Source organism: Kurthia sibirica (genome assembly GCF_003143975.1).
Lineage (GTDB): Bacteria > Bacillota > Bacilli > Bacillales_A > Planococcaceae > Kurthia > Kurthia sibirica.
Genome location: NZ_QFVR01000006.1, coordinates 150746 through 163721, shown reverse-complemented (window position 1 = coordinate 163721; position 12976 = coordinate 150746). Strand labels below are relative to the sequence as shown.

Below are 12976 nucleotides of genomic sequence, written 5' to 3'. Positions count from 1 at the left end.
TGGTTAACATTTGGATTGCTTTATATTTTTGTTCAATTGTATGCTTACTTCGCGCCATAAAAAATACCCCCCAACAGGTAAACAGATTTTTGTTTTTTCATCTGTCTACCTATTGGGGAGCATATCACAATCAAAGAATGTCTTTTTATTTTCTTATAGTAGGCTGTATAATTCCACTTCTGGGAACTTATCGCCAAACCAACGCATAGCAAATTCATTTTCAAATAAAAATACTTTATTGCCAAAACGATCATTTACGAGCATGCTGCGGGGACCTGTCATAGCATCTTTAACAACTTCTTCATTAGCAATCCAACGCGCGATTTTATTGCCAATTGGCTCCATTTTCACATCAACATTATATTCATTTTTCATACGATTTTCAAACACTTCAAATTGTAGTTGACCTACAGCACCAAGAATTGTGTCTTCCGTATGCAATGTTTTGTAATACTGAATGGCACCTTCTTGTACAAGTTGATTAATACCTTTATGGAAATGTTTTTGCTTCATAACATTTTTAGCTGTGACGCGTACAAATAATTCCGGTGTAAATTGTGGAAGTTTTTCAAATAGGAATTTATTTTTCCCGCCAACGATTGTATCGCCAATTTGATAGTTTCCTGTATCATATAAACCGATTATATCCCCAGCAACTGCTTCTTCAACCGTTTCGCGATCATCGGCTAAAAATGTTGTTGATTGCGTTACTTTAAAGGACTTATTTGTGCGGCTAAGTGTGACGCTCATACCGCGTTCAAATTTGCCTGATACAATTCGGACAAATGCAATACGGTCACGGTGAGCAGGGTTCATATTCGCTTGAATTTTGAAAACAAAGCCACTGAATTGCTCATCTGTTGGCTCAATATACTGCTCATCTTCCGTCAAGCGTGGTTGTGGTTGCGGTGCAAAATTTAAATATGTCTCTAAAAATGTTTGTACACCGAAGTTAGTCAATGCTGATCCAAAGAATACAGGTGTTAATTGACCTTTACGAATTGCATCTTCTGAGAAAGGATTTCCTGCTTCGTTCAATAGCATAATATCATCTAAAGCTTGTGTGTAATAAGATGTTTTAGTCATATCATTTTGAACATCAAGTCCGCCTTCTGCATTTAAAGGTAAGAAACGATCTTCTTCTGCTGTACGGAATTGTTCTACACGATTATTATAACGATCATAAATACCTAAAAATTCTTTCCCCATACCAATAGGCCAGTTCATAGCATACGATTGAATACCTAACACTTCTTCTAGTTCTTCCATTAATTCAAGTGGTTCTTTACCTTGGCGATCCAATTTATTGATAAAAGTGAAGATTGGGATACCACGCATACGACAAACTTTAAATAGTTTTAATGTTTGTGCTTCAATACCTTTTGCAGCATCAATTACCATGACAGCACTATCTACTGCCATCAAGGTACGGTACGTATCCTCAGAGAAATCTGAGTGTCCTGGTGTATCTAAAATATTTACGCGGCAATTATTATAATCAAACTGCATAACAGATGATGTAACTGAGATCCCACGTTGTTTTTCAATTTCCATCCAATCAGATGTTGCAAACTTACCTGATTTTTTCCCTTTAACTGTTCCGGCATCACGGATTGCGCCACCAAAGAACAGTAATTTCTCAGTAATTGTTGTTTTACCAGCATCGGGATGGGAGATAATTGCGAATGTGCGGCGTGCTAATATTTCTTGCTCTAATTTTGAAGTGACCATTATTTTTCTCCTTCTACTATCATATATTATTCATAAATGGTTGGTTGAAGGTAAGACCTACATCGGCAATCACTTTCCTTACTTATGATTTTTTATATGAGCTTTCATTTATATACATTTTTCTAACCTTATGATTATAACAAAATTAATGATTAAGCAAAAGACCTAAAGCAGAATTACATAATTTAGGCAAAAAAAAGTGCGACACCTCATAAATGAGATGTCGCGGTAGAATTCTTTGTTCCTGAAGAACTCTGGTTGGGTTTTGACACCCAATAATCACAATTTTTTCTTTTGAAAAATGATGATTATTCGGAGTCAAATAGTTGCTGTTCCTTACTGCTATATAAATATAACATAACTTTAAGTAAATGTGAATTAACTATTTATTCCGCGTATTATCAGCATGAAATAACTGCTCTTTCCTATAACTAGAAAACAACGAGATACTACACGATAAACAGATTTTCTTGATGAATATTGGTGTTGTGTTAAAAGACTATAACAACAATTGACAAACTCAGATAGTGTATTCTTTATCATTAGGTTCCATCCAGAGATACTATTCACTTGAAATGCTTAATTAGTATTGTCACGCAGCCTTCAACAAGTAAACGATAAAGATTCTTCCCTTTTTATACGGTTCAGTTCCCAATGAATCATGCAAAATCAGCAGAAGTGGTATTGTTTGCAAACCCCAACAAATAGTATAAAATCCAAATAAAAAAACATCCCCAAAGATTAGATAGTGGTCATCATCTAAATTCTTTGAAGATGTATTAGTTTATTATAATTCGAACTTTTCTTTTGCAGCGATTAATGCAATTTCGGCATCGCTATGTGGGTATTTTGTATTTTCTATAATTTGATAATCTTCATGGCCTTTACCTGCAAATAAAATAAGGTCGCCTTCTTCTGCAATATCAACAGCATGGCGCACTGCATCTGCTCGATCACCAATACATGTGTAATTTTTATGCGTCATGCCTTTTTCTAAATCATTAACAATACTATCATAGTCCTCATAGCGTGGGTCATCTGTTGTCAAAATAACATAATCTGCAACCGATGCTTTTTCAGCCATTGTCGGACGTTTGGATTTATCCCGATCGCCACCCGTACCAATAACAAATATTATCTTTCTAGCAGCATATGGTTTTGCTGCACGAATTGCCTGTTCAATAGCATCCGGCGTATGTGCATAGTCTACAAAAATGGAAATAGGTAATTTACCTGTTTCAATTTTTTGCATCCGGCCTTTAATCGGTGCCATAAATTCTAATTGGCCGATAATATCTTCCAAAGAATACCCTCTACAATAAAGGGCTGCTGTAGCTGCAAGTGCGTTGTATACATTGAATTCACCAAGTAATTGCAATTTGACATGTTTCGTACCTTCAGGTGTGACCATATCGAATTCTGTGAGCTCATCATGATAGCGAATATTCTTGCCTTGGAAAGTAGCCTCTTCATTATGCAAAGCATATGTCCAAATTGGATAAGGCGTTAAACCAGCATATTTAGCGGACCATTCGTCGTCAGCATTTAATACAGCATGTTTATCTTTTTCTAAGTCCTGTCCTAATTGTGAAAATAACATACCTTTTGCATTACCGTAATTTTCCATTGTACCATGGAAATCTAAATGATCATGTGTAAGATTTGTGAAAATTGCAACGTCAAAATCAACACCCGCAAGACGCCCAAGGACAAGGCCATGAGAAGAAACCTCCATTACCATACCGCGACAACCTTCTGCTTTCGCCCTGAAGATCATCTGTTGTGTTGTTAATGCATCACTCGTTGTATTCGTTGAATCGTACATAATCCCATTTAAGTTAAAGCCAATCGTTCCTGATAATGCTGAACGCACACCCAAACCTTGTAAAATATTTTGAATCATCGTCGAAACACTTGTTTTACCATTTGTTCCGGTTACGCCAAACATTGTTAAATCCTTTGATGGATAGTCAAAGAATTTTGCAGATAATAGTCCAAGTGCACGACTCGTATCTTCAACTATCACCTGTGCTACATCACCTGTTAACTGTAACTCATGATCAACTATAACAATTGTCGCGCCGCTATCTACAGCTTGTTGAGCGTAGTCATGTGCATCCACCGTATAGCCTTTAATACAGATGAAAATTGTCTTGTCTTGAACATTACGTGAATCGATTGCAATATCCTTAATGTTGTCTGGTAATGTGCCAATAATACGTTTTATTGGCAAGCTTTGTAATAGTTGTGTTGCTTGCATGTTTATTTTTCCTCCTGTTCATCAACCATTGGCGCTGTTACGTATGCGAAAAGAAGTTCTGCTGTATTACGTAGTGAGTCGATATGCGTGCGTTCGTATGCATGTGAAGATTCAATGCCTGCTCCAAATAGAGCATGGCGCACATCCACTCCTGCTTTAATTGCTGCTGAAGCATCGGAACCATAGTATGGATAAATATCAACTTTATAGTCGATTTTATGTTGCTTAGCAAGTTCGATTAACTGATGAGTCAATTCATAATGGTATGGGCCGCTCGAGTCCTTCGCACAAATTGATACTGTATATTCATCAGTTTGTTGCCCATCGCCTATTGCACCCATATCTACCGCAATATATTCAACAGTCTTCTCTGGGATATTTGAGTTACCACCATAACCAATTTCTTCATTATTTGAAATATAAAAATGAGTTGTGTATGGTAATTGTAATTTTTCAGCGTGAATTAATTTGATTAATTGAATTAATAATGTTGTACTTGCTTTGTCATCTAAATGACGTGTTTTAACGAAACCACTTTTTGTCAGTTCAAAACGATTATCAAAAGAAATGAAATCACCCACTTCAATACCTAAAGCGCGTGTTTCATTTTCTGATGTCACTTTTTCATCAATGCGTACTTCTATATGATTTTCATCACGAGGAAGTTCTCCCGCATTTCTGTAAACATGGACAGATGTTTCGTGCATTAATATAGTACCACGAAATTCCTTGCCAGAAGCAGTATGAATTGTACAATATTCACCTTCCACCGCATTCCATCTAAAGCCCCCAACCATTGATAGCGACAATCTACCTGATGATTTTACTTCTTTTACCATTGCTCCCAAAGTATCGGTGTGCGCTGTAAGTAGTCGTTGACGATCATCATTTTCCCCTTTGATTGTCACGATGATTGCACCCTTATTTGTCGTTGTGTATGCAATACCAAAATCCTCTAAAATGGCTGCCATTTTCATCATAATATTTTTTGTATAACCCGTCGGACTTGGTGTACCTGTCAGTTGTTTTAATAAATCGATTGTTTCTTGTTCTTCAAAAATATTCATTTAAACGCGCCCCCTCGTATATTTATTCCATAATATCAGAATATGACATTTTACGACACCGACAAATACTGTATTATGTAAGTAATACTAAATTTGAGGTGTTAAAAATGATGCACTCGTCTACTTTAAGAAAAAGGAATAAAGTTATTTTGTCGATTGTCACAGCGAGCATTCTATTATACGCCATCGTTTCAATGGTTAGTTTTCTAGAAGAAATCGACTCTTTTCCACTTACACTGCTACTACTTTGTGCAGTCATTATTTTTTTATTTAATAGGAAAGTAAATGAAATTCTCGTCTGTTCATTAATCATCATGACGATTAATCTAACTCTCGTACATATTATTTTTATATCGATGAATATTTATTACTCTATTATCTTAATTATTGCTTTATTTATTATTTCTATTTATCAATCAGCCTATTTAAACGCCTTTGTACTATTATTATTCGGTTCTGAAATTGCTTGGTTCTTTTACGCTTGGTATCCTGAATTGATTATAGCAATTGGCGAGACAAATATTGCCGTACTCATCATCCTCTTAGCTCTATTGAGCACCATCAGTTTAATTCAGGGGTACTACTTTAGCATGAGTTATCGCCATATTGAAGAAAAAAGTGATACACGTGAAAAAGAATTTTTATCGAAAGAAGGATATTTAAAGCTCTTTTTTGAAAATGCTAAAGACAGCATCGCTGTTTTTGATTTAAATAATTATGTCATTGCGGTCAATCCCGCCTTTGAAAAACTATATGGTTGGGATGGCGATGAATGTATCGGCAAACTTTTACCCATGGTTCCTCCAGCTGGCTATGAACAATCAAAAGATCGCATAAATCGCATGTTAGCCGGAGAAAGTTTCCACCTCCTAGAAACAGTCGATATGAAAAAAGACGGTACGATTTTTGATGCTGAAGTGACGTTATCACCTATTTTTGATCAGTTTGGAAAAATAATCGCCACTTCTGTTATTACACGTGATATTTCCTATAGGAAGGAAGCCGAAAAAATTCGTGTTGAAGCTGAAAAACTCAATATAGCTGGTGAAATTGCAGCAGGAGTAGCACATGAAATCCGTAATCCGTTAACTGTTATTTCAGGTTTTGTTCAAATGATGAAAGCTGACAAAAACTCACCTAATTATTATTATTTTTCATTAATCAATGAAGAAATTGAAAGAATCAATTTAATCATTAGTGAATTTTTAGTATTATCTAAACCTCATGCGAAAGAAATGACCATTTTTGATATACATGATATTCTTAATCACGTAAAATTGCTGTTTGATCCACAATTCCAAAGCCATCATATTATCCTTACAGAAGAACTTTTAGCCGAATATTCTCATATAAAAGGCGATGCCAACCAAATAAAACAAGTATTTATTAATATTTTCAAAAATGCGATTGAAGCAATTGATGATACGGGCCATATGAATGTCGAAACGAAATGGACAGGTACTCATATTGCCATCGCTATTTCTGATAGTGGTAATGGCATGTCTCAAAAAGTAATCGATCATATATTTGAACCTTTTTTCACAACAAAAGAACATGGTACTGGGCTAGGTATGCTTATTACGAATAAAATAATCCAAGAACATGGTGGTGTCATCAACATTGATAGTATGTTTGGACAAGGTACAACCATTACAATTATGATGCCTGTTCATAGCAATGAGTTAATGCCCATTCATTGAATCTAAGCCCATAAAAAGAAACTACTCAATTACCGCAGTAGTTTCTTTTTTATGGTTCTATATGAGTTGTTGGGTTTTTCAAACAAAATCACCTCTGCTCGACGCTTTCCGCGAGCTTGTGGTATGTAACGCAAAAAGCACACCGCCATCGATTCATACGCTTGAAAACAGGCCAAGTAGAGATTTTAAAACGCCATGCATTTGGATGTAGACGCTTTGAATGTTTTCGAGCGAAGATTTGATTGAATAGGAAGGATACAGAAACGACTTTGCATTTAGGTTGAATTGGTTTGTGTAATAAAGGCACGAGGACTCCTGCCGGAAAACATTCGTCCGAAACGAACAAATAGAAAAAGTGGCGTGATGTGAAAAATCCAAATCACGCCACCTCAATTGTTGACGTAGAAACTTTTTTATTAGCGTAATATTGTTTTTACTAATGTTTTTTTCTGTTTATATGGTGGGTATAACAAATTTGTAGCTAATTTAGATGAACGTTTTAAAATCGATTTTTGATGCGTAAATGTATCAAAGCTTGCCTTACCATGGTAATTACCTACCCCAGATTCACCTACGCCACCAAATGGCAAATGCAGCGACCCTACATGTGTAATGGTTTCATTTATACAACCACCACCAAATGGCAATTCATCTAAGAAATATTGAATAGCTTTTTCTGTTTCTGAGAAGAAATAAGCTGCTAAAGGTTTTGGTTTTTTCTTAATTTGTGTAATTACCTGCCCTAAGTCTGAATACGTTAAAATCGGTAAGATTGGACCAAAAATTTCATCTTGCATAATTGGATGTTCCCATAAAACATCTTGTAGCACAGTCGGTTCGATATAAAGATCATCTTGATCGGTCATCCCACCAAATAGAATTTGCTGTTGTTGCTGCTGAAGTAACGACGCTAAACGATCAAATTGACGTTTATTAATAATTCGTCCAAAATCCGGGCTTTTTTGTGCATCTTTACCATAAAATTTCACTAATATTTTTTTGATTTGGCGAATGAATGCAACGCGAACAGATTCATGAACAACTATATAATCCGGGGCGATACAAGTTTGTCCTGCATTAACAAATTTACCCCATAAAATACGTTTTGCGGCAATTTCTAAATTTGCTGTTTGATCTACGATAACTGGGCTTTTACCTCCTAATTCGAGCGTATGTGGCGTTAATCGGTTAGCGGCTGCTTTTGCCACAATTTTTCCGACCGCTACGCTACCTGTAAAGAAAATATAATCAAATGGTGCATGTATTAAAGCATTGGTTTCTTCTTTTTCGCCCTCTATTACAGCAAGATAATCACGATGGAAGGTTTCCTCGATTATTTTTTTGACAATGGCAGACGTGTGTACAGATGATTCTGAAGGTTTTACAACTGCCGTATTCCCTCCTATAATTGCACCAATTAAAGGTTCCATCACCAGTTGGAACGGATAGTTAAAAGGTCCAATAATCAACGTTACGCCGTATGGGTCGTGGACAATCATGCTCTTCCCTGGCTGGAATTGTACAGGTGTAGGTACAGATACCGGATGCATCCATTCTTCTAGATATTTTAATGCATGACTAATACTTGCATACACAATGCCTATTTCTGTCGCATACGATTCAAAATCACTTTTGCGTAAATCATCATAAAGTGCTTGCTGTATGTCTTTTTCATATTTAGAAATAGCCGTTTTCAACTTTCTTAACTGCTCTTTTCTAAAAGCTAAAGGCTTTGTCACACTTGAATCAAAATAGTTTTGTTGGTTTCTAATTAGTTGATCAATTTGTTGTGCAATATCGTTTGTCATACATCATTCTCCCCTACCAAATTTTTTATTACTATAAGTATACCACTGCTTGAATTACATCTCTATTTTGCTTAATTAGTAAAAATTAAGGGTATATTACTAAAAATACAAAAGGTGGGGTGTCATGAGAAATATTTGGGCAATTTATAAAAATGATATGAAAAATATTTTCACCAATTGGGTTTCTGCAGTACTTATTATAGGACTAATCGTATTACCTTCACTCTATGCTTGGTTCAATATTGCAGCCTCTTGGAATCCATACGGAAATACAGGCAATATGCCTATCGGAATCGTTAATAATGATAATGGTGGGACTATAAATCATGAAAAAATCAATGTTGGCGATTTACTTGTGAAAAAACTGCATACCAACAAACAGTTAGATTGGCAATTTCTGGATGAAGAAAAAGCATTAAGTGAAGTGAAAAAAGGAAAGTTGTTTGCGGTTATTGTTGTACCAAATGATTTCACAAAAACATTGGCAACTGTCTTAGACAAAAATCCTCAAAAAGCAAAAATGAGTTATTATGTCAATGAAAAAATTAATTCAATTGCCCCCAAAATCACTGGTGAAGGTGCTTCTACAGTCGTCACTGGCATGAGTGAAAAATTCGTAGGTGAAGTAGATAAAACGATTTTCGAGGCATTTAATAAAGTAGGTGTCGAACTTCAAAAAGAATTACCTGATATTGAGAAATTTGAAAAATTCATTTTTAATCTCGAGAAAAATCTCCCCTCCATTCATACCGAATTAACCGGTGTACAGAAAACAGCCAAAGAAGCTGATTCTATGTTAACAAAAGCTCAATCTATGATGCCCCAAGCTGTTGAAATAACAAATAACGGATTAAAAACTGTCACAACTGCACTTGCCTATGTTGATGAAGGGCAAAGAGCCATTACAGCGATTGATCAAGCGATTAAAAAAGATGTCGCAACAATGAAACAAACTTCTAAAGAAATTGATCGTACCATCAACGAAATTTCCAATATTTCTTTAGATACCAATGCTATAGAAAAAACAAAAGCAACATTAGCTAATCAAATATCTACCAATCAAAAAGAATTAACATCCTTGGAAGAATCATTACTTTCAATCAAAGCATTTAATAAACAGCAAAAATTCACCGGCACAAATGATGCATTAAATAGTATTATTATTGAAACACGTGCAATCAATAAATCATTAGCAGCTACAAAACAATCATTAAACACAATTGATGATTCCATCCAAAAAGCACAGGCTGTTGGTGAAGCCAGTATGACAGAAATTAAAACACTAGCTAAAAAAACATCCATGTCTATTAACGGATTCATCGATAATTACGAAAATAAATTCTCAACCTCTATTTCAAAAGAGCTGAGCAATGCTAAAAAAACGCTCACGCAAGCTCAATCGACTTTGACAGAAGTACAACAAGCAATTCCTGAAGCAACACAAATTGTCAAAGAAACATCTGGCTATGTTACTGTTGCAAATGGTGATTTGAAAAAAGCGATGGCCGCATTCCCAATTGTCAGCAGTAAAGTAAAAGATCTTGCTACTAAGCTTAGAAAAGCCAATAGTGAAATGGATCTCAATACTTTAATTGGCTTATTAACACATAATGCTGAAAGTGAAAAAAGTTTTTTTGAAGAACCAATTCAATTAAAACAACATGCTATATTCCCAATAAAAAATTATGGTACGGGCATGACACCTTTTTATGGAATTTTATCACTTTGGGTAGGCGGTTTATTACTAGCCTCTTTACTAGAAGTAAATGTCAACAGACCCAAGAAAAAATATACAATTAAACAAATTTATTTCGGGAAATTATTTACTTTCTGGACATTTGGTTTGTGCCAAGCACTCATCATGTCATTAGGCTGTATGCTCATTCTCGGTGTTAAACCTGAATCACCAGTATTATTCATTCTTTTTTGTATGTTTGCCAGCCTCGTATTTATAACAATTGTTTATACGTTGACATCTGTTTTTGGCGATGTCGGCAAAGCACTATCCATTGTTATATTAGTACTTCAAATTGCAGGAGCAGGTGGCACATACCCTGTTGTATTACTGCCGAAATTCTTCCAAGTAATCAATCCATTCCTCCCCTTCACCTACGCTATTGAACTGGCACGTGAAGCGGTTGGCGGCGTATTATGGGCCAATGTACTAAAAGACTTCCTCGTGCTCGGTCTGATTATGTTAGTCTTTATCTTACTAGGCTCCTTCTATAAAAAAGTATTAAATCGTGAAACAACAAAATTAATGGAGAAATCAAGAGAATCCGGTTTATTCCACTAAAAAATACAAACAAAAAGGAAATTGCCTAAGGTAATTTCCTTTTTGTTTGTATTTTTTACATGAGGTGGGCGGCTTTTCTTCTATCCTTTCACCGTATATTTTCTTAATTTGGTCCCTGTTATCGTTTTTATACATAAAGAGCATATCTCTTTCATTTTGGTGGGAAGGACTCTTTTGTTCTATTAAAAAGAAAAATATTCAATTTATTTGAAGTGTGGGTGTGACTTTTGTAGGAACGGTCATTTACCTGCGGGTATTTCTTTTAATTTTGGCTAGCGTTTTGGTCCAGTCTCTTCATTTTTATATACAGACAAAATAAGAAATAGGCTTGCATGTTTAAACTGCCTAGACAAAACTAAATTTAGTTCCATTACTCAAAACTAGAAACAGAGAAAAGGGAAGTTGCCTGGGCAACTTCCCTTTTCATTGAATAAAAAACTGCTATTTATAAATACTTTTCAAAATCTTTTTCGATTTTTTTCGCTTCTTTTTCATCATATTTATCATATTTTCTCACTTCATGTAATAAGCGTTTAATTTCATGAAGAACTTTTTTCTCTTCATACCATTCTTTCATGTGATGAGATTTATCATCTGCTTCATTTAATTCATATTTTTCAATATTTACTTCTAGTTTGTCAAAAGTTGCTGCAATTTTGTCTAATGTTTTGTCTAATTTTTCTTCATAGTTTGTCATATTCATCCAACTCCTATTTTGTATTAGTGTATAAATCCTTGCACATGCGGTTTCTCGTCATCATGATAGAGAATGCGAGCATTTTCCACTTCTTCTAAACAATCATGGAAATCAGAAATCAGTGACTCTACTAAGTTATGTCCTAGATCCGCACGACATACGAAGCGTTGTACAACAATATTGTCTAGATTTTCCGGCAGCGGATATGCTGGAATTTGCCAACCTCTCATTTGCAGGCGATCGGCAAGTTCATAAAGATTCCACTTCACATTTGCATCTTCTTTTAATGAATAACAAACGATTGGCAAATTTTCACCATCATTATATATGTCAAAAAGGCCTGTTTTTTCAACTGCTTTTGCAATGGTCATTGCTGCATCCTTCGAGTTATTATGAATTTCTTTGTAGCCATCAAAACCATAGCGATAAAAATTATAAAATTGTCCTACCACTTGACTGGCGCTACGTGAAAAATTGATGGCCATCGTTGGAATATCCCCACCTAAATAACTTACGCTGAAAATAAGTTCTTCCGGTAGATATTCTTTGTTTCTCCAAAGAATCCACCCTACACCTGGATAAACTAAACCATACTTATGACCAGATGTGTTAATCGATACAACATTTTTCAATCGGAAATCCCATGCTAATTTAGGATCGACAAACGGTACAAATAAACCACCACTCGCACCATCAATATGAATCACTAATTCATGTTCATGTTCTTTATTGTACTTTTCTGCGATTGAATCCAATGTTTTAATATCATCAAATTTACCTGTATACGTAATACCTAAGATACCCACAATACCGATTGTATAATCATCAACATAATCTAATATTTTTGACGTATCGATACTTAAATGCTTTTTATCCAATGGTACTTCGCGCATTTCGATATCCCAATAGATACAGAATTTTTCCCAACATACTTGGAAACCGCTTGAAATAACCAGATTGGGTTTTTGCGCATTTAAATCAAGACCTCGTTTCTTTGCGAGGTTTCGCCATCTGAATTTCATCGCCATACCACCGAGCATACACGCTTCACTTGATCCTACAGTAGATGTACCCATTACTTCATCCACATCTGGCGCACTCCATAAATCGGCAATCATATTCACACAGCTTTCTTCTAGCCTTGCTGTTTCAGGATACTCCGATTTATCGATAGCGTTTTTCTCCATAATCTCAGACATTAGTTGTGTGGCTTCTGGCTCCATATACGTTTGACAAAAAGTTGCTAAATTTTGTCTAGCGTTTCCCTCATCAATGAGCTGATCTTTTATTAAGCGATAAGCTACCTTTGCTTCAACAGGTTGTTTCCTAATTTTTTTTAATACAACATCTTCTCGTGCAGCTAAAGAAGCAAAAATCGGTTTGATATCATCGGGCGTATTTTTATTTGACATTGTAT

Annotated in this window: 8 protein-coding genes; 2 read left to right on the top strand and 6 right to left on the bottom strand. The window is 35.3% G+C overall.

The features are described 5' to 3' along the window. Nucleotides 1-153: 153 nt before the first annotated feature. The 3 genes from DEX24_RS06690 to DEX24_RS06680 form a co-directional block, all read right to left on the bottom strand. Complete coding sequence (locus tag DEX24_RS06690; protein WP_109305640.1) at nucleotides 154-1731, bottom strand: peptide chain release factor 3; 1578 nt, start codon at nucleotides 1729-1731, stop codon at nucleotides 154-156. A 787-nt stretch (nucleotides 1732-2518) separates the two neighbouring features. Continuing rightward, on the bottom strand, nucleotides 2519-3991 hold the full coding sequence (locus tag DEX24_RS06685; protein ID WP_109305639.1) for a UDP-N-acetylmuramoyl-L-alanyl-D-glutamate--2,6-diaminopimelate ligase: 1473 nt from the start codon (nucleotides 3989-3991) through the stop codon (nucleotides 2519-2521). Nucleotides 3992-3993: 2 nt separating this feature from the next. Continuing rightward, nucleotides 3994-5058, bottom strand: a complete 1065-nt coding sequence (locus tag DEX24_RS06680; RefSeq protein WP_109305638.1) for a M42 family metallopeptidase — start codon at nucleotides 5056-5058, stop codon at nucleotides 3994-3996. 110 nt (nucleotides 5059-5168) lie between these two features. Here DEX24_RS06680 and DEX24_RS06675 point away from each other — a divergent pair, with 110 nt between their 5' ends. Continuing rightward, nucleotides 5169-6758 carry a two-component system sensor histidine kinase NtrB gene (locus DEX24_RS06675; RefSeq protein ID WP_170112875.1) on the top strand — a complete coding sequence of 530 codons (1590 nt, stop codon included), beginning with the start codon at nucleotides 5169-5171 and terminating at the stop codon, nucleotides 6756-6758. A gap of 416 nt (nucleotides 6759-7174) precedes the next feature. Here DEX24_RS06675 and DEX24_RS06670 read toward each other — a convergent pair whose 3' ends face one another. After that, nucleotides 7175-8566 (bottom strand): aldehyde dehydrogenase, encoded by a 1392-nt coding sequence (locus DEX24_RS06670; protein ID WP_109305636.1) that lies wholly within the window; start codon nucleotides 8564-8566, stop codon nucleotides 7175-7177. 124 nt (nucleotides 8567-8690) lie between these two features. Here DEX24_RS06670 and DEX24_RS06665 point away from each other — a divergent pair, with 124 nt between their 5' ends. Continuing rightward, nucleotides 8691-10862: a YhgE/Pip domain-containing protein gene (locus DEX24_RS06665; RefSeq protein ID WP_109305635.1), complete on the top strand. Its 2172-nt coding sequence runs from the start codon at nucleotides 8691-8693 to the stop codon at nucleotides 10860-10862. A 445-nt stretch (nucleotides 10863-11307) separates the two neighbouring features. On the opposite strand, the gene DEX24_RS06660 is transcribed toward DEX24_RS06665, so the two are convergent. Together DEX24_RS06660 and gad are read right to left on the bottom strand one after the other, a co-directional pair. Beyond that, entirely contained in the window at nucleotides 11308-11559 is a 252-nt protein-coding gene (locus DEX24_RS06660; RefSeq protein WP_109305634.1) for a hypothetical protein, read from the bottom strand. Between the two features lie 23 nt (nucleotides 11560-11582). Beyond that, complete coding sequence (gad, locus tag DEX24_RS06655; protein ID WP_109305633.1) at nucleotides 11583-12971, bottom strand: glutamate decarboxylase; 1389 nt, start codon at nucleotides 12969-12971, stop codon at nucleotides 11583-11585. Nucleotides 12972-12976 lie beyond the last annotated feature (5 nt).

Excerpts from the sequence above, each read along its gene's own strand:
- DEX24_RS06690 (WP_109305640.1), bottom strand. The coding sequence starts at position 1,731 with ATGGTCACTTCAAAATTAGAGCAAGAAATATTAGCACGCCGCACATTC.
- DEX24_RS06685 (WP_109305639.1), bottom strand. The coding sequence starts at position 3,991 with ATGCAAGCAACACAACTATTACAAAGCTTGCCAATAAAACGTATTATT.
- DEX24_RS06680 (WP_109305638.1), bottom strand. The coding sequence starts at position 5,058 with ATGAATATTTTTGAAGAACAAGAAACAATCGATTTATTAAAACAACTG.
- DEX24_RS06675 (WP_170112875.1), top strand. The coding sequence starts at position 5,169 with ATGCACTCGTCTACTTTAAGAAAAAGGAATAAAGTTATTTTGTCGATT.
- DEX24_RS06670 (WP_109305636.1), bottom strand. The coding sequence starts at position 8,566 with ATGACAAACGATATTGCACAACAAATTGATCAACTAATTAGAAACCAA.
- DEX24_RS06665 (WP_109305635.1), top strand. The coding sequence starts at position 8,691 with ATGAGAAATATTTGGGCAATTTATAAAAATGATATGAAAAATATTTTC.
- DEX24_RS06660 (WP_109305634.1), bottom strand. The coding sequence starts at position 11,559 with ATGACAAACTATGAAGAAAAATTAGACAAAACATTAGACAAAATTGCA.
- gad (WP_109305633.1), bottom strand. The coding sequence starts at position 12,971 with ATGTCAAATAAAAATACGCCCGATGATATCAAACCGATTTTTGCTTCT.